Source organism: Comamonas sp. Tr-654 (assembly GCF_011752915.1).
Lineage (GTDB): Bacteria > Pseudomonadota > Gammaproteobacteria > Burkholderiales > Burkholderiaceae_C > Comamonas.
Genome location: NZ_VWWQ01000003.1, coordinates 378,757 through 397,712, shown reverse-complemented (window position 1 = coordinate 397,712; position 18,956 = coordinate 378,757). Strand labels below are relative to the sequence as shown.

The 18,956-nt window shown below is 62.8% G+C and carries 16 protein-coding genes; 11 read left to right on the top strand and 5 right to left on the bottom strand.

Translation table 11 applies throughout. The annotated features are described in order from the left end of the window. Positions 1 to 10: 10 nt before the first annotated feature. Positions 11 to 1,435 carry a methyl-accepting chemotaxis protein gene (locus F3J24_RS11460; protein ID WP_167006081.1) on the bottom strand — a complete coding sequence of 475 codons (1,425 nt, stop codon included), beginning with the start codon at positions 1,433 to 1,435 and terminating at the stop codon, positions 11 to 13. Between the two features lie 169 nt (positions 1,436 to 1,604). On the opposite strand from F3J24_RS11460, the gene F3J24_RS11455 reads away from it, so the two are divergent. The 9 genes from F3J24_RS11455 to F3J24_RS11415 all read left to right on the top strand — a co-directional run bounded on the left by F3J24_RS11455 (position 1,605) and on the right by F3J24_RS11415 (position 10,836). Further along, entirely contained in the window at positions 1,605 to 2,426 is an 822-nt protein-coding gene (locus tag F3J24_RS11455) for a TatD family hydrolase (protein ID WP_167006079.1), read from the top strand. Positions 2,427 to 2,526: 100 nt separating this feature from the next. Next, positions 2,527 to 3,063 (top strand): DNA-deoxyinosine glycosylase, encoded by a 537-nt coding sequence (locus tag F3J24_RS11450; protein WP_167006076.1) that lies wholly within the window; start codon positions 2,527 to 2,529, stop codon positions 3,061 to 3,063. Between the two features lie 15 nt (positions 3,064 to 3,078). After that, the gene (locus F3J24_RS11445; RefSeq protein ID WP_167006074.1) at positions 3,079 to 3,942 is read left to right on the top strand and encodes a spermidine synthase; all 864 of its coding nucleotides are present in this window, start codon (positions 3,079 to 3,081) and stop codon (positions 3,940 to 3,942) included. Positions 3,943 to 4,009: 67 nt separating this feature from the next. Further along, positions 4,010 to 4,372: a FlxA-like family protein gene (locus tag F3J24_RS11440; RefSeq protein WP_167006071.1), complete on the top strand. Its 363-nt coding sequence runs from the start codon at positions 4,010 to 4,012 to the stop codon at positions 4,370 to 4,372. Between the two features lie 114 nt (positions 4,373 to 4,486). Beyond that, a complete protein-coding gene (locus tag F3J24_RS11435) occupies positions 4,487 to 6,289 on the top strand; it encodes a GspE/PulE family protein (protein WP_167006068.1) in 1,803 nt (600 codons plus the stop codon). A 191-nt stretch (positions 6,290 to 6,480) separates the two neighbouring features. Next, positions 6,481 to 6,969, top strand: a complete 489-nt coding sequence (locus F3J24_RS11430) for a tripartite tricarboxylate transporter TctB family protein (protein WP_167006065.1) — start codon at positions 6,481 to 6,483, stop codon at positions 6,967 to 6,969. A gap of 15 nt (positions 6,970 to 6,984) precedes the next feature. Further along, positions 6,985 to 8,496, top strand: coding sequence for a tripartite tricarboxylate transporter permease (locus F3J24_RS11425; protein ID WP_003058274.1), 1,512 nt, complete (start codon positions 6,985 to 6,987; stop codon positions 8,494 to 8,496). A gap of 128 nt (positions 8,497 to 8,624) precedes the next feature. Next, a complete protein-coding gene (locus F3J24_RS11420; RefSeq protein WP_167006062.1) occupies positions 8,625 to 9,932 on the top strand; it encodes a DUF3422 family protein in 1,308 nt (435 codons plus the stop codon). A gap of 106 nt (positions 9,933 to 10,038) precedes the next feature. After that, positions 10,039 to 10,836, top strand: a complete 798-nt coding sequence (locus F3J24_RS11415; RefSeq protein ID WP_167006058.1) for an SDR family oxidoreductase — start codon at positions 10,039 to 10,041, stop codon at positions 10,834 to 10,836. Positions 10,837 to 10,899: 63 nt separating this feature from the next. On the opposite strand, the gene F3J24_RS11410 is transcribed toward F3J24_RS11415, so the two are convergent. Next, on the bottom strand, positions 10,900 to 11,799 hold the full coding sequence (locus tag F3J24_RS11410; protein ID WP_167006055.1) for a DMT family transporter: 900 nt from the start codon (positions 11,797 to 11,799) through the stop codon (positions 10,900 to 10,902). Positions 11,800 to 11,948: 149 nt separating this feature from the next. Between F3J24_RS11410 and F3J24_RS11405 the strand changes: the two genes are divergently transcribed. Further along, positions 11,949 to 12,764 (top strand): NUDIX domain-containing protein, encoded by an 816-nt coding sequence (locus F3J24_RS11405; protein WP_167006052.1) that lies wholly within the window; start codon positions 11,949 to 11,951, stop codon positions 12,762 to 12,764. A gap of 13 nt (positions 12,765 to 12,777) precedes the next feature. Here the strand turns inward: F3J24_RS11405 and F3J24_RS11400 are convergent, their stop codons facing one another. Next, positions 12,778 to 14,442, bottom strand: a complete 1,665-nt coding sequence (locus tag F3J24_RS11400; protein WP_167006049.1) for a Na/Pi cotransporter family protein — start codon at positions 14,440 to 14,442, stop codon at positions 12,778 to 12,780. 211 nt (positions 14,443 to 14,653) lie between these two features. Between F3J24_RS11400 and F3J24_RS11395 the strand changes: the two genes are divergently transcribed. Beyond that, a complete protein-coding gene (locus F3J24_RS11395; RefSeq protein ID WP_167006046.1) occupies positions 14,654 to 15,403 on the top strand; it encodes a hypothetical protein in 750 nt (249 codons plus the stop codon). 57 nt (positions 15,404 to 15,460) lie between these two features. Here the strand turns inward: F3J24_RS11395 and lspA are convergent, their stop codons facing one another. After that, on the bottom strand, positions 15,461 to 15,976 hold the full coding sequence (gene lspA / locus F3J24_RS11390) for a signal peptidase II (RefSeq protein WP_167006043.1): 516 nt from the start codon (positions 15,974 to 15,976) through the stop codon (positions 15,461 to 15,463). A gap of 116 nt (positions 15,977 to 16,092) precedes the next feature. Beyond that, entirely contained in the window at positions 16,093 to 18,948 is a 2,856-nt protein-coding gene (gene ileS, locus F3J24_RS11385; protein WP_167006040.1) for an isoleucine--tRNA ligase, read from the bottom strand. Between the last annotated feature and the right edge of the window lie 8 nt (positions 18,949 to 18,956).

The window sequence follows — 18,956 nt, the reverse complement described above, 5'->3', positions numbered from 1 at the left end:
AAACGATTGATCAGTAAGCGCTGACGGCTGCATTTTTGATAGCAATTGTGGCTTGCTCACGCGCCGAGGCCTGTAGCGGCACGGCAGGGCGCTGCCTGGCCGAGCCGGGCTTTGCCGAAACATCCTGCGCCGTCAGATCGTCGGTGACCTCGCGCAGCCTGGCGGATTGGGCCAGCGAGGTCTGCACCACCTCGCCCATGATCTGCGTGACCTGGCGCGAGGAGTTCACGATCTCGGCCATGGTGGTGCCGGCTTCGCGCACCTGGGTCACCCCCTGGGTGACCTGGGTCACCGAGGTCTGGATCAGCTGCTTGATCTCCTTGGCGGCCTCGGCGCTGTGCTGGGCCAGTTGGCGCACCTCATTGGCCACCACGGCAAAGCCGCGTCCCTGGTCACCGGCGCGGGCCGCTTCCACGGCGGCGTTGAGTGCCAGCAGATTGGTCTGGAAGGCGATGGAGTCCATCATGCCGATGATGTCGCTGATCTTGCGCGAGCTGGCGCTGATGGATTCCATGGTGCTCACCACATCCTGCACGGTGCGGCCTCCGGCTTCGGCCACGCTGCAGGCGTCCTGGGCCAGCTCGTTGGCCTGGCGTGCATGGTTGGCACTCTCGGTCAGCCCTTCCACCGTGGCGCGCAGGGTTTGCGCCGCGGTCACGCGGCGTGTGATGTTGGTGGCGAACTTGACGACCTTGAAGGGGCGGCCTTCGGCGTCGAGTATGGGGTTGTAGCTGGCTTCGATCCAGACCTGACGACCGGCCTTGCCTATGCGCAGATACTGGCCTGCATCGTGATGACCCAGGGCCAGCTTGTGCCAGAAATGCTGGTAGGCCGAGGATTGACGCTCGTGCGGCTGGACAAACATGCTGTGGTGTCTGCCCACGACTTCGGCAAGGGAGTAGCCCATGGTCTGCAGAAACAGATCGTTGGCTGTCAGGATGTTGCCGTTCAGATCGAACTCGATGATGGCCTGTACCTTGGCAATGGCTTCGAGCTGGCCGCGGGCATCGTCTTCATGCTGCTGCTGTTCGGTGATGTCGGTGGCGTACTTGATGACTTTGCGCGGCTGACCCTGGCTGTCAAAGATCGGGTTGTAGCTGGCCTGCAGCCACACATCCTCGCCCTGGCTGTTGATGCGACGGTAGCGGCCGCTGTCATGCAGGCCTGCCGCCAGGCGCTGCCAGAACTGGGCGTACTCGGCAGAGGCCCGGGTCTCCTCGTCCACAAACATGCGGTGATGCTGGCCCACGATCTGCTCGGCGCTGTAGCCCATGGTGCGCAGAAAGTTCTCATTGGCCGTCAGCACATGACCTTGCAGATCGAACTCGATCACGGCCTGAACCTGATCCAGTGCAGCCAGCTTGCCCTGCATGTCGGCGCGCTGATGACTTTGACTCAGGCGTTGCCAGAGCGTGCTTTGCAGAAGTCCCGTCATAACTTGCTCCTTTGGCCGGTAGCGCAGGGCAGTGGGTGAAGTTGCTTAATGTTTTATTTGTTTCAATGTGTGTACCGTAGGACAAGGCTGGAAACTGTCTGTAGTCACTTGACGTGTCATCTGCCGATGCTGCCATGCGCAGACAGCCCGGCCGATGCATGATGCGCAGATGCCCACCTGGATAGATACCCATTGCCACCTCGATGCACCCGAATTCGCGCCTGACAGAGATGCCGTGCGCGCCGCTGCGCAGGCCGCAGGCGTCACGCATCTGGTCATTCCCGCCGTGCAGCGCAGCCACTGGCAGGACGTGATTGCGCTTGCACATCGCCATGGGGACAGCTATGCGCTGGGCATTCATCCGCTCTACACGCCCGGCGCCCAGGAGTCCGATGTCGCGGCGCTGCGCGAGCTGCTGAGCCAGCAGCGCGGCGACCCGCATCTGGTGGCGGTGGGCGAAATTGGCCTCGACTTTTTTGTCCCCGGACTGGATGAGCAGCGCCAGATCTGGTTTTACGAGCAGCAGATCCGGCTGGCTCGCGAGTTCGAGCTGCCCGTCATCCTGCATGTGCGCAAGAGCAGCGATCGTCTGCTCAAGACCTTGCGCCAGCACCGGGTTGCGGGTGGCATAGCTCATGCGTTCAACGGCAGCGCACAGCAGGCACAGGCCTTTATCGACCTGGGCTTCAAGCTTGGCTTTGGCGGCGCCATCACCTATGAGCGTGCACTCAAGCTGCGCGAGCTTGCAGCCAGCCTGCCGCTTCAGGCCCTGGTGCTGGAGACCGATGCGCCCGATATCCCGCCGCACTGGCTCTACACCACGGCCGAGCAGCGCGCGGCCGGCCAGCCTCAGGGGCGCAACAGCTCGGCCGAGCTGCCGCGCATTGCGGCGGAGATTGCGCAGCTGCGCGGCATGGACATTGAACAGCTGGCACAGGCCAGCACGGCCAATGCACGCGCAGCGCTCTCAGGCCTGCCGGCATTCTTTTAGGTAAAACAGCATCTGGCCGTTGCAGGTCAAGTGGAAGCTGCTCATCTTTTCGAATATCAGTCCAAGGGTCATGCCAAGCATGGCTGGGCGACAATAGGGCATGACCGAGGATTCTTCTGCCACCGTGACAGAGACAGGCACGCGCTGGCAGGGGCTGGCGGCGGTGGCCGATGTGCGCACGCGGGCCCTGGTGCTGGGCAGTTTTCCGGGCCTGAAATCGCTGCAGCTGGCGCAGTACTACGCCCATCCGCAAAACCAGTTCTGGCCTTTGCTGCAGGCCTTGTGGCCTCAGCATGCGCAGCCGCCGCGCGCCGACTACGTGGGCCGCTGCGAGTGGCTGCTGGAGCGTGGTCTGGGCCTGTGGGACGTGTATGCGAGTTGCGAGCGCGAGGGCAGTCTGGACAGCTCCATCCGCTGTGCCCAGGTCAACGACTTTGCCGGGTTGCGCCAGCGCTGCCCGGATCTGCAGCTGGCATTGCACAACGGCGGCGAGAGCTACAAGCATGCTCGCCAGACCGAGGCGCTGGGGCTGACGGCCCTCAAGCTGCCTTCGACCAGTCCGGCCAATGCCAGCTGGTCTTTCGATAAAAAACTGCAGGCCTGGCACCATGCGCTGGCGGCCCATGGCCTGCTTTGAAGATTGGTGTGAAAAGTGATCCGTAAAACCCGTGGCGGTGCCAAATCCGCGCAGGACAAGAATCTGGGCAGCGCGCAGGAGCTGCCCGAAGTCAGCGTCTCCGACGATGGCGATATCCGCTATCTGCATCTGGGAACGCCCTGGGTGCAGGGCTCCATGCGCATTCGCGACCCTTTTGATATCGACCTGGAATATGTGCAGCGCATGATGGGCTGGCTGCTGTTTACCGAGCCAGCCGAAGTGCCCCGAATGCACGCCATGCAATTGGGGTTGGGAGCCGCCGCCATCACCAAGTTCTGTCACAAGAAGCTGCGCATGAAGACCACGGCGGTGGAGCTCAATCCTCAGGTGCTGGCCGTGTGCCGCAGCTGGTTCAAGCTACCACCCGACAGCAGCACGCTGCAGGTGGTACTGGCCGATGCGGCCCAGGAAATCAAGAAGCCCGAATGGCAGGGCACGGTCGATGCACTGGCCGTCGATCTGTACGACCACGAAGCGGCGGCTCCCGTGCTCGACAGTGCCGAGTTCTATGCCGATTGCCGCAATCTGCTGACCGAGGACGGCGTCATGACCGTCAATCTGTTTGGCCGCTCCTCAAGCTTTGACAAAAGCCTGGATCAGATGGCCCAGGCTTTTGGTGAGGACGCGCTCTGGGCCTTCCGCCCCACGCGCGAGGGCAATACCGTGGTGCTGGCGCAGCGCAGGCCGCGTGTGCTGCAGGGCGCCGAGCTGGATCTGGCCTGTGACCAGGTGCAGGCGCGCTGGGATCTGAACACCACACGCTGGGCCAAGGTGTTTGTGCCGGCCCGCGATGCCGAGGCCGGCAGCAAGACGGTCAGAGCCAAGGTCGATCGCATCAGCCGCGGCGCAGCCGGTTGATTGCAAAGCCTGAGTAAATTCCTGGTGTCGGCCTTGAGGATGGCGGTTTTCTGCCGATGATATGGTCATGACGATCAGTGCCATCTCCTCCAGTTCTGCCAGCTCAGCCTCTTCGGGGGCCGGCGCGGCATCGCGTATCCAGCAGCTGCAAAAGCAGATCAAGGATGCAACCAACGAGCTCAAGGAAGTCGCCAACAGCGACGCGGATGCCAAGACCAAGAAGCAGCAGACGCAACTGCTGCAGGCCAAGATCCAGATGCTGCAGGCCCAGATTGAGGCCCTGCAGAACCAGCAGGCGCAGCAAGCCCAACAGGTTGCTCAGCGTGGCACCGAAACCGTTCAGTCAAAGCAGGACGAGGCGGTGCAGAGCAGAAGTCGCAGCAATCCGGGTCAGGGTGGGCTGGGCGGTCTGGTGGACGAATACGCCTGAGCTGCATCAGACAAAAGGGATAAAAGGCCTTCGTCGGCCTGTTATGCAACGTCCTGATCGGCAGCATGGGCCGATGGCGGTACAGTCAAGGCAGTTTTGTTGCTGCAGCCGCCCATGTCATTGACTGAATCCCTCCTGCCCCGATCCGTCAAGCCAGCCCAGTACCAGGGGCCTCTGGACTGGCGCACGTTGGTGCAATGGCTGCAGGAAGACGGTGTGATCACGGCGCAGGAGGCAGGGCGCACGGTGGCGCGCTGCTCGGCCGCCGAGAGTGCGCAACTGCCGCTGGTGCGTCTGGCCAATGTGGGTGTTGTCGGCGCCCTGACGCACCAACCGCTGGATCTGGAAACCCTGACCCAGTACCTGGCCCAGCGCAGCGGCCTGGCCTATCTGCGTATCGACCCGTTGCGCGTGGATGTAGGCCGAGTTGGTGAGATCATGAGCGCCAGCTACGCCGAACGCCACAAGGTGCTGCCCGTGCAGGTCACGGCCAAGGAGGTAGTGATTGCCACGGCCGAGCCCTTCATCAAGGACTGGGTGAGCGAGGTCGAGCGGCAGGCGCACCGCAGCGTTCGCTGCGTGGTGGCCAATCCGCAGGATATCAAGCGCTATACGGCGGAATTCTTTGCGTTGGCCAAATCCGTGCGTGCTGCCGAGAAGGCCGGCGGTGCGACCGGCGGCGCGAGCTTCGAGCAGCTGGTGGAGCTGGGCAAGAGCAACAAGCAGCTCGACGCCAACGACCAGGGCGTGGTGCGCGTGGTGGACTGGCTGTGGCAGTATGCCTTCGACCAGCGCGCCAGCGACATCCACCTGGAGCCAAGGCGTGAGCAGGGCGTGATCCGCTTTCGCATCGACGGTGTGCTGCATCCGGTCTATCAGATGCCCATGGGGGTGCTGAATGCGATGGTGGCGCGTGTCAAGCTGCTGGGTCGCATGGACGTAGTCGAAAAGCGCCGCCCGCTGGACGGGCGCATCAAGACGCGCAATCCGCGCGGCGAAGAAGTGGAAATGCGCTTGTCCACCTTGCCCACGGCCTTTGGCGAGAAGATGGTGATGCGCATCTTCGATCCCGAGAACACGGTCAAGAATCTGGATGCCCTGGGCTTCAGCGCCCATGATGCCCAGCGCTGGGAAGATCTGGTCAAGCGTCCGCACGGCATCATCCTTGTCACCGGTCCCACGGGCTCGGGCAAGACCACCACGTTGTATTCCACGCTCAAGCGGGTGGCGACCGAGGAGGTCAATGTCAGCACGGTGGAAGACCCCATCGAAATGATCGAGCCCAGCTTCAACCAGACCCAGGTTCAGCCCCAGCTCGACTTCGGCTTCACCGAAGGCTTGCGCGCGCTGATGCGCCAGGACCCGGACATCATCATGGTGGGCGAGATCCGCGATCTGGCCACGGCCGAGATGGCGGTGCAGGCCGCGCTGACCGGTCATCTGGTGTTCTCCACGCTGCACACCAACGATGCGCCCAGTGCCGTCAGCCGCCTGATGGAGCTGGGCGTGCCCTCGTATCTGATCAATGCCACCTTGCTGGGCGTGCTGGCCCAGCGCCTGGTGCGCACGCTGTGCCCCAGCTGCAAGGTGCGCGATGAAGATGCCAAGCCCGAGGATCTGGCCGAATCGGTCAGGCCCTGGAAGCTGACCGGCAGCTACCAGCCCTACAAGCCCGTGGGTTGCGAGGACTGCCGCATGACAGGCTATCGCGGTCGCATGGGGCTTTACGAGCTGCTGATGGTCACCGAGACCCTCAAGAAGCAGATTCACGATGCCCCGTCGATGGACGTCCTGCGTCGCCAGGCCGTGCAGGACGGAATGCGTCCCCTGCGTCTGGCAGGGGCCTTGCGGGTCGCCGAAGGCCTGACCACCTTGCCAGAGGTGCTGGCCTGTACGCCGTTGATGAGCGAAATCTGAGGGCCAGGCTGCAAGTGCTTGCTGTCCCGCAAGGGCCGTCAGGCAAGGCCGGCAGGTAGCGGGTTTGCCCACAGTAGATGGGTGCAAAACGTCAGCATTAGGGTATGCCCTTTGTAGGTGGAATCCACATCAATTTGGCATATCTATGACACGAGAATCGCCAAGTCGTGATTTCCGTAAGGAGACGTTTTGTGAAAATCAAGAGCCAAAAAGACTTTTTCTCCGGTCTGATGTTCTTGGCCGTCGGTCTCGCATTTGCGATCGGCGCGTCCAACTACACCATTGGCACCGGCGCCCGTATGGGTCCAGGTTACTTCCCTCTGATCCTGGGTGTGCTTATGGCCATCCTGGGTGCAGCCATCTGTGTCGGCGGCCTGACCAAGGGCCCCGAAGGTGGTGACAAGATCGGTAAGTGGGCCTGGAAGCCGGTGTTCTTCGTGCTGGCTGCCAACTTTGCCTTCGGCATTCTGTTGGTGGGCATACCGGCTGTGGGCATCCCCCAGTTCGGTCTGATCATTGCGATCTACGCTTTGGTCTTTATCGCCAGCATGGCCGGTCAGACCTTCAACCTCAAGGAAACAGCCATCCTGGCCACCATTTTGGCGGTCGGCAGCTATTTCGCTTTCGTGTGGGCGCTGAATCTGCAGTTCCCCGTGTGGCCTAGCTTCATCGCTGGCTAATCAGGAGCATCGTCCATGGATCTGATTCAGAACTTGTCGACGGGTTTTGGCGTGGCTTTCACGTTCCAGAACCTGATCTACTGCTTTGTGGGCTGTCTGCTCGGTACGCTGATCGGCGTGCTGCCCGGCATTGGCCCTGTGGCGACCATCGCCATGTTGCTGCCAGCAACTTATGCACTGCCTCCCGTGGCGGCGCTGATCATGCTGGCCGGTATTTACTACGGCGCCCAGTACGGTGGTTCCACCACCGCCATTCTGGTGAACCTGCCAGGTGAATCGTCCTCTGTGGTGACCGTGATCGACGGTTACCAGATGGCCCGAAAAGGCCGGGCGGGGCCCGCGTTGGCGGCAGCCGGTATCGGCTCCTTCTTCGCAGGCTGCGTGGGTACCGTGATTCTGGCTGCCTTCGCACCTCCCCTGACCGAAGTCGCTTTCAAGTTCGGCCCTGCCGAGTACTTCTCGCTGATGACCCTGGGTCTGATCGGTGCTGTGGTGCTGGCTTCCGGTTCGCTGCTCAAGGCGATCGCGATGATCGTGCTGGGTCTGCTGCTGGGTATGGTCGGTACCGACGTGAACTCCGGCGTTGCCCGTTACAGCTTCGATATTCCTGAGCTGACCGACGGTATCGACTTCGTCGTGATCGCCATGGGTGTGTTCGGTTACGGTGAAATCATTGCCAACCTGTCCAAGCCTGAAGACGAGCGCGAAGTGTTCGCCGCCAAGGTGACCGGTCTGATGCCCACGGGCGAAGACTTCAAGCGCATGATTCCTGCCATGCTGCGCGGCACGGCCCTGGGTTCGGCCCTGGGTATCTTGCCTGGTGGCGGTGCCATGCTGTCGGCCTTTGCTGCCTACACTATCGAAAAGAAGACCAAGCTGAAGCCCGGCGAAGTTCCTTTCGGTCAAGGCAATATCCGTGGCGTGTGCGCTCCCGAGTCGGCCAACAACGCCGGTTCGCAGACATCGTTCATTCCTCTGCTGACCCTGGGTATTCCCCCCAACGCCGTGATGGCGCTGATGGTGGGTGCCATGACGATTCACAACATCCAGCCCGGTCCTCAGGTGATGACCAGCAACCCCGAACTGTTCTGGGGTCTGATCGCCTCCATGTGGATTGGTAACCTGATGCTGATCATCTTGAACCTGCCGCTGATCGGCGTCTGGATCAAGCTGCTGACAGTGCCTTACCGCTGGCTGTTCCCGTCCATCGTGTTGTTCTGTGCTATCGGCGTGTACGGTACCAACAACAACGCCTGGGACGTGTGGATGGTGGGTATCTTCGGTTTCATCGGCTATGTGTTCCACAAGCTGGGTACCGAACCTGCTCCTCTGCTGCTGGGCTTCATCCTGGGCCCGATGATGGAAGAAAACCTGCGCCGTGCCCTGCTGCTGTCGCGTGGTGACTGGTCGGTCTTCGTGACCCGCCCCATCTCTGCCTGCCTGCTGGCCGCTGCCCTGGTGCTGCTGGTCGTGGTGCTGATGCCTGCAGTGAAGAACAAGCGTGAAGAAGCTTTCGTGGAAGACTGATGGTCTTGCCTGATTGCTGAACCAAGCGCAAAAGCGGCCCGCAAGGGCCGCTTTTTTGATATGAGGACCTTTGTTTCGGGGGCCATGGATTAGGGCGGCAAAATAGCTGCAGTTATTCGAAAGATTGCATGGCCTTGTCTCTATTGCCCGCGCAGCACCCCCAGCGGGTCTTGCTGCACAACGAAATTCACGCGCGTCCTGCGGAAATCATGCAGGCCCCTCTGGCCATCACGCATATCGTGATGCTCACCGATGCGGCACAGCGCGAGGCCAGCCGCGAACATGTGGCGGCCCTGCTGCGCAACCACCACCGTCCCCTGCCCGATGCGGCAACCACCCATGTGCTGATCGACCTGGGCGCGTTTCGCCTGCGCTGGGAGCAGCACACCGAGTTTGTGGCCTGGACCTTCACCACGCCCATGGCGCAGGCCGGCGTGGCCGATGTGCGCGAGCCCGAGACCGCCATCGATGCCGTGCCTCGCGACTGGCTGGCCGCCCTGCCGGGGCAGTGCCTGAGCAGCCTGCACCTGTGGGCACTGAACGAGCAGGATGTGGACCCGCACTATCTGATGCGCCACATGCTGCATGCCGACACCCTGGTTGGCTCACGCGTCTCCGGCGGCGCAGGCTCCATCTACACCGACTTTGCGATTCATCCCGACGGCTTCTCGCGCATGCTGCTGCTGGCGGGCGCCGATCTTTCGCCGCGTCGCCTGGGCCGTCTGGTGCAGCGCGTGCTGGAGATCGAGACCTATCGCATGGCGGCGCTGCTGGGCCTGCCGGCCGCGCGCAAGGCTGCCGCCGTGCTGGCCACGGCCGAGCGTGAGCTGGCCGAGCTGGCGAACTCCATTCGCGCGGCAGACCGCGACACGGAACCGGCGCTGCTGGACCGACTGACCCGGCTGGCCGGCCAGGTGGAGAGCGAGTATGCGGCCACGCATTCGCGCTTTTCGGCCAGCTCCGCCTATTTCGAACTGGTGGACAGGCGCATTCAGGAAATTCAGGAGACGCGGGTGGATGGCATACAGACCATTCGCGAATTCATGGATCGGCGCCTCACGCCTGCGCGCGCGACCTGCGAATGGGCGACACGCCGCCAGAATGCGCTGTCCGAGCGAGTCTCGCGCGTCAGCAGTCTGCTGCGCACGCGCGTCGAGATCGAGCAGCAGCAAAGCAGCCAGCAACTGCTGGGCACCATGAACGACCGCCAGGGCACGCAGCTCAAGCTGCAATCCACGGTGGAAGGTCTGTCGGTCGCGGCCATCACTTACTACATCACTGGCCTGATCAGCTATCTGGCCAAGGGCGGGCAGAAACTGGGCTGGCCCTGGTCGCCGGAGTCGACGGCGGCCATGGCCATTCCAGTCGTGGCACTGGGTGTCTGGTGGTCGCTGCGCAGGCTGCATCACAAGCTGTTTCATGGTCGCAGTCATTGAACGTTGAATTGACTGTTGGTGCTTGCCCATAAAGCGCTGGCAGCTATGGATTTTGATAGTGTCGGGCAGCTTGCCCGGCTTGGAAACTGTGTGAAAGGACACTGACATGGACTTTGGTATCTCCGGGCGCTGGGCTCTGGTCTGCGGCGCCAGCAAAGGTTTGGGTTTTGGCTGCGCCAAGGCCCTGGCCGAAGAGGGTGTGAATCTGGTCATCAATGCCAGAAGCGCCGAGACATTGCAGCTGGCAGTGCAGAAGCTGCAAGCCATTGCTCCTCAGATCAAGGTCATCGGTGTCGCTGCAGACATCACCACGCCAGAAGGTCGCACGGCAGTGTTCGAAGCCGCCGGCGGCCCGGGCAAGGACTACGACATCGTCGTGACCAACGCCGGCGGCCCGCCTCCTGGCGACTTCCGCACCTGGGACCGTGAGGCCTGGATCAAGGCCGTGGACGCGAATATGCTGACCCCCATCGAGCTGATCAAGGCCACGGTGGACGGTATGGCCGCGCGTGGCTTCGGCCGCATCGTCAACATCACCTCCAGCGCGGTCAAGGCGCCCATCGACATCCTGGGACTGTCCAACGGCGCGCGCAGCGGCCTGACGGGCTTTGTGGCCGGCCTGGCGCGCTCGGGCATTGCTGCCAAGGGCGTGACCATCAACAGTATCCTGCCCGGCAAGTTCGACACCGATCGTCTGGTGGCCACTCATCAGGCAGCGGCCAACAAGACCGGTCAGGACCTGGATGCCGTGCGTCAGGCCCAGGCCGCACAGATTCCTGCCAAGCGCTTTGGCACGGCCGAAGAATTCGGCGCCATCTGTGCCTTCCTGTGCAGCCGCCAGGCTGGCTATATGACGGGCCAGAACATCCTGCCCGACGGCGGTCTGTACCCCGGCACTTACTGATCGTTGATCGACGACCGAAACGACAAAGCCCCGCATTGCGGGGCTTTTTTCTGGGGCGGCGGTCTATTTGCGGGACGACACGACGATGCCGGTCACGATCAGCGCAAACGCAAGCGCGTGGTAGAGGTGCGGGGTTTCGCCGAGCACGGGAATCGACAGCAGGGCTGTGAACAGCGGAATCAGATTGCCGAAGAAGCCTGCAATGGCGGGCGTGGAGCGCTGCACGCCCAAGCCCCAGAAACGGTAGGCCAGAATGGCCGGGCCCACGGCGATGAACAGCAGGCTGCCCAGCAGCGGCCAACCTGGAACCAGGCGGAACTCACCCAGCAGGGCTTCGCCGCCCGTGAAGAGGCCGGACCAGAGCAGGCCGAAAACGATCTGAGCGAGCAAGAAGCTGGCCCAGTGCGACTTCACCTCCTGTGGGCCGCTGCTGCGCGACAGCAGCCAGGTGTAGAAGGCCCAGGCGATGGTGGCCAGCACCATGAATAGGTCGCCGGGCACAAAGTGCAGATCGAGCAGCGTCTGCCAGTCGCCGCGCGACATCACCACCGCCACGCCCAGCACCGAGAGCAAAGCCCCGCCCATCTGCCGGCGGCTGACGCGAATGCCCCAGCACAGCCGGCCTATGGCCAGCATCCACACCGGCATGCTGGAGCTCACCAGCGTCACATTCAGCGGGGTCGAGGTCTTGAGCGCCAGATACAGCAAGGCGTTGTAGCAGCCTATGCCCAGCAGTCCCAGCATCATGTATTGCCGCCACAGAGGCCAGATTGGACTGTTCTTGCGCAGCACCCGCCACGCCAGCGGCAGCAGCAGCACAAAGGCGATGCACCAGCGCAGGAAGTTGAGCGCGAAAGGCGAGATCAGGTCGTGAGCAAGTCGGCCCACGATGGCATTGCCGGCCCACAGTGCCGGAGCCAGGCTGAGCATGGCCACTGTGGCTGGTTTCAGGGGGGAATTCATTGGTTGCCACTGTAACGTGCGACCGTTGGTCTTTGGGCCTGTCACACCGTGTGGCGGCGGCAGTTGGCGGCAAACCGGCGACCCTCAATAGTGATGCAAGCCTTCCCGTTTTGCGAAGCTGAGCACAATGCAGGCTTGGGAGATTTTTCATGAAGCAGCAAACCACGCCGCTCCAGCAGCAATGGCTGCAGGCACAACATGTCATGGCCAGCAGGCCGCCTCTGCGTCCGCGCCAGCCGCTGTGCATTGACGATCAACAGATCGGTAGTATCGAGGAAGACTTTGCGCGAAAGCTGGGGGCCGATCTGCTGGCTGCGCACGGAATAACGCTGAGGCTGCTGGCCGGGCAATGGCTGCTGAAGGGCGAGGGCGGGGCGACCGAGAATCTGAACCGGCTGGCCCTGGCCATGCGCAGTGCCGGCCTTGCTGGAGCGTGGCGCAACGAGCAACTGGCGGTCTGCAATGCGCAGGGACGGCAACTGGCGACCGTCGAGCGTGGTGCCGTGCGGCCGCTGGGCATTGCCACCTGGGCCGTGCATCTGGTGGGCGTCTGCGCGGACGGCGCGCTCTGGGTGCAGCAGCGCGCAGAAGACAAGGCCAACAACCCCGGCATGTGGGACACCTTGATGGGTGGCATGGTCTCGGCAGCAGACAGTCTGGCCGAGGCGTTGGCGCGTGAGACCTGGGAAGAGGCGGGTCTGCGGGTGGCCGAGCTGGGCCAGCTCAGGCATGGTGGCCAGGTGGTGTTTGCAAGGCCCAGCGACGAAGCCGAGGGGCAGGGCTATATGGTCGAGCGCATAGACTGGTTCTCGGCCCTGGTGCCCGATGCGCTGCAGCCCTTGAACCAGGACGGCGAGGTGCAGCGTTTCGAGCGGCTGGATCTGGCCGAGGTCCAGAGCTGGATGCTGCAGGGCTGTTTCACGCCGGAGGCCTCCCTGGTGCTTGCCGCCTACATGGACTGGTAGGACGGCAAGGCCGCTAGCGCGGGCTCTCCACGGCGGTGGGCTTGAGCCGGCTGGGTGCCAGGGCTCCGGCCTGCTCGAGAATCGGATAGGCCACTGAGCACAGCAGGGAGTTGATGCGCTTGAGGTCGCTGATCATGTCGATATGCAGAGAGCTGGTCTCTATGCTCGATACCGTGTGCTGCGACAGACGCTCCAGGTGGGTGGCCGAGTAGGCCAGCTCCAGATCGCGAAAGCGCGCTTTTTCCTCGAGCAGTTTTTGCGCTTCGCGCACATTGCCGTTGAGAAAGACGCTCATGGCCAGGCGCAGATTGTCCAGCAGATGCTGGGTCAGCTCGTGAATCTCCAGCTTGCCGGCGGCCGAGAACTGGCGCCCCTTCTTGATCTTCTTGTCTTCCAGATCCAGCAGCACGCGCTCGATGATGTCGCCGATCTGCTCCATATTGATGGTGAAGCTGATGATTTCCGTCCAGCGCTGACCTTCGCGCTCGTCGAGTTCGGCGCGTGAGATCTTGGTCATGTAGTACTTGATGGCCGAGTACAGATCGTCCACCGTGGATTCCAGGTGGCGCACTTCCACGGAGAGCTTGGCATCGTCGGTCTCGGCGACCTTCTGCAGGCCGATCAGCATGGACTCCACGACGTCGGCCTGGTGCAACGATTCGCGCACGGCGCAGGTGATGGCCAGCGAAGGCGTGGACAGGGCTGAGGGATCCAGGTGGCGAGGGCGCAGCAGCTTGGCCGCGCTTTCCTCCTCGGGCTTGGGCAGCATGGCGGTCACCCAGCGGGCCACGAGTTGGGTCAGGCCGATGAAGCACAGGCTGTTGAAGATGTTGAAGGCCAGGTGGAACATCACCACGTTCTGGCCGGCGTTGGCCAGATAGGGCTGGGCGTACTGCGTCCACAGTCCGATGAAGGGCGCAACGATGGCTACGCCCATGATCTTGAACAGCAGATTGCCCACGGTGACCTGACGTTCTTCCACCGCCGACTTGGCGGTGGTGAGCGCCGCGACCAGGCCGCTGCCCAGGTTGGCGCCCAGGGTCAGGCCCAGCGCCACATCCAGAGGAATGGCACCCGAGCTGGCCATGGCCGCAATCAGCAGCACCACGGCCAGGCTGGAATAGGCCAGCACGGCCAGTACCGCGCCCAGCAGCAACTCCATGAACAGATCGCTGCTGACCGAGGCCAGCAGGGTGCGCACGGCCGGGGCCTGCAGCAAGGGCTCGGTGGCTTCCACCACCAGGCGCAGAGCCAGCAGCATCAGGCCCAGGCCGATGAGCACGCGGCCGATACGCCCGGGCTTGGAATCCTTGCGCGAGATATAGAGCACCACGCCGACAAAAATGAACAGCGGCGACAGCCAAGAGAGGTCGGTGGAGAACAGCACGGCCATCAGGGCCGTGCCGACATCGGCGCCGCGCATCACGGCCAGGGCCGAGGGCAGGGTGATCAGACCCTGGCCGACGAAGGACGAGGTCATCAGCGAGGTGGCGGTGCTCGACTGCACCAGAGCCGTGACGCCCATGCCCGAGAGCGCTGCAGAGAAACGGTTGCTCATGCTGCGGGCAAGAATATTGCGCAGGTTGGCGCCGAAGACCTGCAGAACGCCGGTGCGAACCATCTGAGAGCCCCAGATCAACAGGGCAATGGCTGCTAAAAGATTCAATAAATGCTTCATGTTCTGCCCGCGAAGGAGCGACCTAATATACCGCTGAGTGAGGTGGTTCTGCCTGGATGCCTCGCTCTTATCGCACAAATAAGTGCGGAATAAGGAAAACAATAGAACAAAAACGAAATATTAAAAACATCGTTTCTACGGATGCGAAATAGGAAAAAACCGAAATCTTTTGAAGTCTGCATTGCCTATGCTGCTATCAAAAGGTGGTTTCATGATTCCTTCACTGCCCGACGCTGCTGCTGTGGGCTTTCTTTTGACGCTGCTGGCGGCGCTGGTAGCCGTAGGCTTGCTGCTGTGGTGGGGCTGGCGGCTGTGGCATGTGCGCTGCGGCAGGCCCAGGCCGCCGCTGCGCATCTGGCAGTGGGAGCTGGCCGTATGGCTGTCCATACTGCCCATTGCCACGCTGGTGGGGCTGGCGCAGATTGCCTGGGTCGATCATCGGCAGGAGCGGCAGAGGACGGCGCAGAAACGGCTGACGCATATCACGCTGGAGCGGCCCGTGGTCTGGGGCGACATCGTCCTGCCCGCGGGCAGCCATATCCAGCGCGAAGCGCCCCAGGGCGCAGCAAAGCGGCGCGGGCAGCTCGATCTGCAGGGGCTGAAGGAGATACGCTTTCCCCATCCCGTGCAACTGGGCGATATCTGGGTCAACGCCCTGAGCGTCTACCACCAGGTGCTGCTGGAGCTGGATCGGCCCTACGAATTCTCGGCCCCGGGCCGTCAGACGGTGCGCTGCGAGCCCGGAAACATGGTGCAGTTGAGTGCCGGCGAGCAGCCCCGCAGCTTCGACAAAAACCTGTTTCCCAGGCGCTTGAACGGTCTGCTGCTGGCGGACTGGGTGTTTGATGACTGTTTCATCACCACGCCCATCAGCGTGCGCTACTGGAAGGACGACAGGCTGATCTGGGCCGATGAGCCTGTCTATGCGTCGGCGGCATCCGGGCCGGGCACGATGCAATGAAAAAGCCCGCTGTCTGCTTCAGAAACAGCGGACTTTGCCCATGGGTAGTAGCGGTGCCTAGGAGGCCCGGGCCTTGGCGCGCCTTGCACGCAGCAGCTCGTCGAGTATCAGCAGGATGGCGCCCAGCGTGATGCCCATGTCGGCCACGTTGAAGGCCGGGAAATGGCTGCTGCCCCAGTAGAAGTCCAGAAAGTCCACCACATAGCCGTGCTGCAGGCGGTCCACCACATTGCCAATGGCCCCGCCCAGAATGCTGGACAGCGACAGGCAGAACATCTTCTCGCCGGGGTGCTTGCGCAACTGCCAGACGATGAGCACGGTGGCAATCACGCCGATGGCCACGAACAGCCAGCGCTGCCAGCCGCTGCCGCCTGCGAGGAAGGAGAAGGCAGCGCCCGTGTTGTGCGCGCGCACGATGTTGAAGAAGCTGGTGATGGGAGTCCAGTCCCCATACTGGTAGTGGCTCAGAATCATCTGCTTGGTGATCTGATCCACGCCGATGATGACAAGCGCCCACAGCAGCCAGGGCCAGATACGGCCAAGGCCTGCGGAGGAGGTCTGGGTGTTGCTCATGGCAGCTCTTTGCTAATGTTTTTTGATAGCGGTTAGCGCTTGATTCAAAAGGATTTCAGCATAAATCAATGCTGAAAATGGCTGCCAGCAAGCGCTGGCAGCTCACTTTTGACGGATCAAGCCTTGGTGCGGACTTCGCCCGTGCCGTGCAGATTGCTGTCGCAGCGGCCGCAGATCGAGGGATGCTCGGGGTTCACGCCCACGTCTGCACGGTAATGCCAGCAGCGCTCGCACTTGGCGTGCTCGCTGGCCTTCACGGTGGTGGTCAGGGCATCGCCGGCCACGGCAGTCGCTGCCGAGGTGATGAAGACGAACTTCAGATCGTCCTTGAGGCTTTGCAGCAGGGCCAGGTCTTCGGGCTCGGCCGTGAGCGTGACTTCGGCCTGCAGGGACGAGCCCACGGCGCCGGTGGTACGCACCACTTCGATGTCCTTGTTGACCAGGTTGCGGATCTCGCACAGGCGCGTCCACTTGGCCAGCAGGCCTTCGTCGCCGGCGGGCAGCTCGGTGAACTTCTCCAGGAAGATGGATTCGCTGTGACCCACGATCTTCCAGGCTTCCTCGGCCGTGAAGGACAGGAAGGGCGACATCCAGCGCAGCAGCGCCTGGGTGATCTGGTAGAGCGCGGTCTGAGCCGAGCGGCGTGCCAGGCTCTTGGGGGCGCTGGTGTAAAGGCGGTCCTTGAGCACGTCCAGGTAGAAGCCGCCCAGGTCTTCGGAGCAGAACAGCTGGATCTTGGCGACTACAGGGTGGAACTCGTAGACCTTGTAGTGGGCCAGAATTTCCTGCTGCAGCTGGGCCGAGCGGGCCAGCGCGAACTGGTCGATCTCCAGCATCTCGCCATAGGCCACGGCGTCCTTGCTCGCATCGAAGTCGCTGGTGTTGGCCAGCAGGAAGCGCAGCGTGTTGCGGATGCGGCGATAGGCGTCCACCACGCGGGCCAGGATCTTGTCGTCGATGCCCAGGTCGCCCGAGTAGTCGGTCGAGGCCACCCACAGGCGGATGATTTCCGCGCCCATCTTGCTGGACACATCCTGCGGGGCCACGGTGTTGCCCAGCGACTTGGACATTTTCTTGCCCTGGCCGTCCACGGTGAAGCCGTGGGTCAGCAGGCCGCGGTAGGGCGCGCGGCCGAAGATGGCCGATGCCAGCAGCAGCGAGCTGTGGAACCAGCCGCGGTGCTGGTCGTGGCCTTCCAGGTACAGGTCGGCCTCGGGGCCCTTGTCGTGGTGGTGCTCGGGATGGGTGCCGCGCAGCACATGCCAGAAGGTGGAGCCCGAGTCGAACCAGACTTCCAGAATATCGGTGCTCTTGGTGTAGCTTTGGGCTTCCTCGGCACCGAGGATATCTTCGGTGCTTACGCGGCTCCAGGCCTCGATGCCGCCCTGCTCGATCATGGCAGCCGCCTGGTCGATGATCTCCATGGTGCGCGGGTGCAGGGCGCCCGTGTCCACATGCAGGAAGAAGGGGATGGGCACGCCCCAGCTGCGCTGACGCGAGATGCACCAGTCGGGACGGCCGGCGATCATGGCGCGCAGGCGGTCCTGACCGTTTTGCGGGTAGAAGTTGGTCTGCTCGATGGCGTCCAGCGCGATCTGGCGCAGGGTCTTCTCGGGCTTTTGCGCGGGATCGGTGAACACGCCTTCGCCTTCGTCCATGCGGATGAACCACTGGGCGGCAGCGCGGTAGATGACGGGCGTCTTGTGGCGCCAGCAGTGCGGGTAGCTGTGGCTGATGGTGGTGGTGTCCATCAGGCGGCCCGCGACCTTCAGGGCGTCGAGGATGACGGGTACGGCCTTCCAGATATGCTGGCCGCCAAACATGGGCAGGTCGGCCGCGTACACGCCGTTGCCCTGCACGGGGTTCAGGATCTGCTTGTAGTCCATGCCGTTGGACATGCAGCTGTTGAAGTCGTCCACGCCATAGGCAGGGGCCGAGTGCACGATACCGGTACCGTCATCGGCGGTGGCGTATTCGGCCAGGTACACGGGCGAGATGCGGTCAAAGCCCTTGTCCACATGGGCCAGCGGGTGCTTGAAGGGCATGTGGTCGAGCTTTTCGCCCTTGGCGGTGGCGACCACGCTGCCTTCCAGCTTCCAGCGGTCCAGGCATTTCTCGACCAGGGCGGAGGCCACGATCAGCAGACCGCGCTCGGTGTCCACCAGGCTGTATTCCAGGTCGGGGTTGACGTTCAGCGCCTGGTTGGCGGGGATGGTCCAGGCCGTGGTCGTCCAGATGACGATGAAGGCTTCCTTGTCGAGCTTGTCCAGGCCGAATGCTGCGGCCAGTTTGGCAGGCTCGGCAGCGGGGAACATCACGTCCAGGGTCTGGCTCTGCTTGTCGGCGTATTCGATCTCGAACTCGGCCAGCGAGGAGGCGCAGTCAAAGCACCAGTAAACGGGCTTGAGGCCGCGGTAGACAAAGCCACGCTCCATCACCTTCTTCAAGGCGCGCAGCTCGGCGGCCTCGTTGGCGTAGCTCATGGTCTTGTAGGGATGATCCCAGTCGCCGAGCACGCCCAGGCGCTTGAAGTCCACCATCTGCTGCTCGATCTGCTCGGCGGCAAAGGCGCGGCTCTTGGCCTGCATCTCGTCGCGCGGCAGATTGCGGCCATGCAGCTTCTCGATGGCGTTCTCGATGGGCAGGCCGTGGCAGTCCCATCCCGGTGCATAGAGCGCGTCGAAGCCTTCGAGCTGGCGGCTCTTGACGATCATGTCCTTGAGGATCTTGTTCACCGCATGGCCGATGTGCAGCTTGCCGTTGGCGTATGGAGGGCCATCGTGCAGGATGAACTTGGGCGCGCCGCTGCGGGCGTCGCGCAGCTTCTTGTAGATGCCCTTGTCGTCCCATTCCTTGGCCCAGGCAGGCTCGCGCTTGGGCAGGTCGCCGCGCATGGGGAAGGGGGTGTCGGGCATGTTCAGCGTGGCGCGGTAGGCGGACGCTTCGGGCTTGTTGGACTTCGAATCAGACATGGGAAACC

What these genes read in the sequence shown, in the direction of transcription:
- F3J24_RS11460 (WP_167006081.1), bottom strand. Translation starts at nt 1,435, where the DNA reads ATGACGGGACTTCTGCAAAGCACGCTCTGGCAACGCCTGAGTCAAAGT.
- F3J24_RS11455 (WP_167006079.1), top strand. Translation starts at nt 1,605, where the DNA reads ATGCCCACCTGGATAGATACCCATTGCCACCTCGATGCACCCGAATTC.
- F3J24_RS11450 (WP_167006076.1), top strand. Translation starts at nt 2,527, where the DNA reads ATGACCGAGGATTCTTCTGCCACCGTGACAGAGACAGGCACGCGCTGG.
- F3J24_RS11440 (WP_167006071.1), top strand. Translation starts at nt 4,010, where the DNA reads ATGACGATCAGTGCCATCTCCTCCAGTTCTGCCAGCTCAGCCTCTTCG.
- F3J24_RS11435 (WP_167006068.1), top strand. Translation starts at nt 4,487, where the DNA reads ATGTCATTGACTGAATCCCTCCTGCCCCGATCCGTCAAGCCAGCCCAG.
- F3J24_RS11425 (WP_003058274.1), top strand. Translation starts at nt 6,985, where the DNA reads ATGGATCTGATTCAGAACTTGTCGACGGGTTTTGGCGTGGCTTTCACG.
- F3J24_RS11420 (WP_167006062.1), top strand. Translation starts at nt 8,625, where the DNA reads ATGGCCTTGTCTCTATTGCCCGCGCAGCACCCCCAGCGGGTCTTGCTG.
- F3J24_RS11415 (WP_167006058.1), top strand. Translation starts at nt 10,039, where the DNA reads ATGGACTTTGGTATCTCCGGGCGCTGGGCTCTGGTCTGCGGCGCCAGC.
- F3J24_RS11410 (WP_167006055.1), bottom strand. Translation starts at nt 11,799, where the DNA reads ATGAATTCCCCCCTGAAACCAGCCACAGTGGCCATGCTCAGCCTGGCT.
- F3J24_RS11405 (WP_167006052.1), top strand. Translation starts at nt 11,949, where the DNA reads ATGAAGCAGCAAACCACGCCGCTCCAGCAGCAATGGCTGCAGGCACAA.
- F3J24_RS11400 (WP_167006049.1), bottom strand. Translation starts at nt 14,442, where the DNA reads ATGAAGCATTTATTGAATCTTTTAGCAGCCATTGCCCTGTTGATCTGG.
- F3J24_RS11395 (WP_167006046.1), top strand. Translation starts at nt 14,654, where the DNA reads ATGATTCCTTCACTGCCCGACGCTGCTGCTGTGGGCTTTCTTTTGACG.
- lspA (WP_167006043.1), bottom strand. Translation starts at nt 15,976, where the DNA reads ATGAGCAACACCCAGACCTCCTCCGCAGGCCTTGGCCGTATCTGGCCC.
- ileS (WP_167006040.1), bottom strand. Translation starts at nt 18,948, where the DNA reads ATGTCTGATTCGAAGTCCAACAAGCCCGAAGCGTCCGCCTACCGCGCC.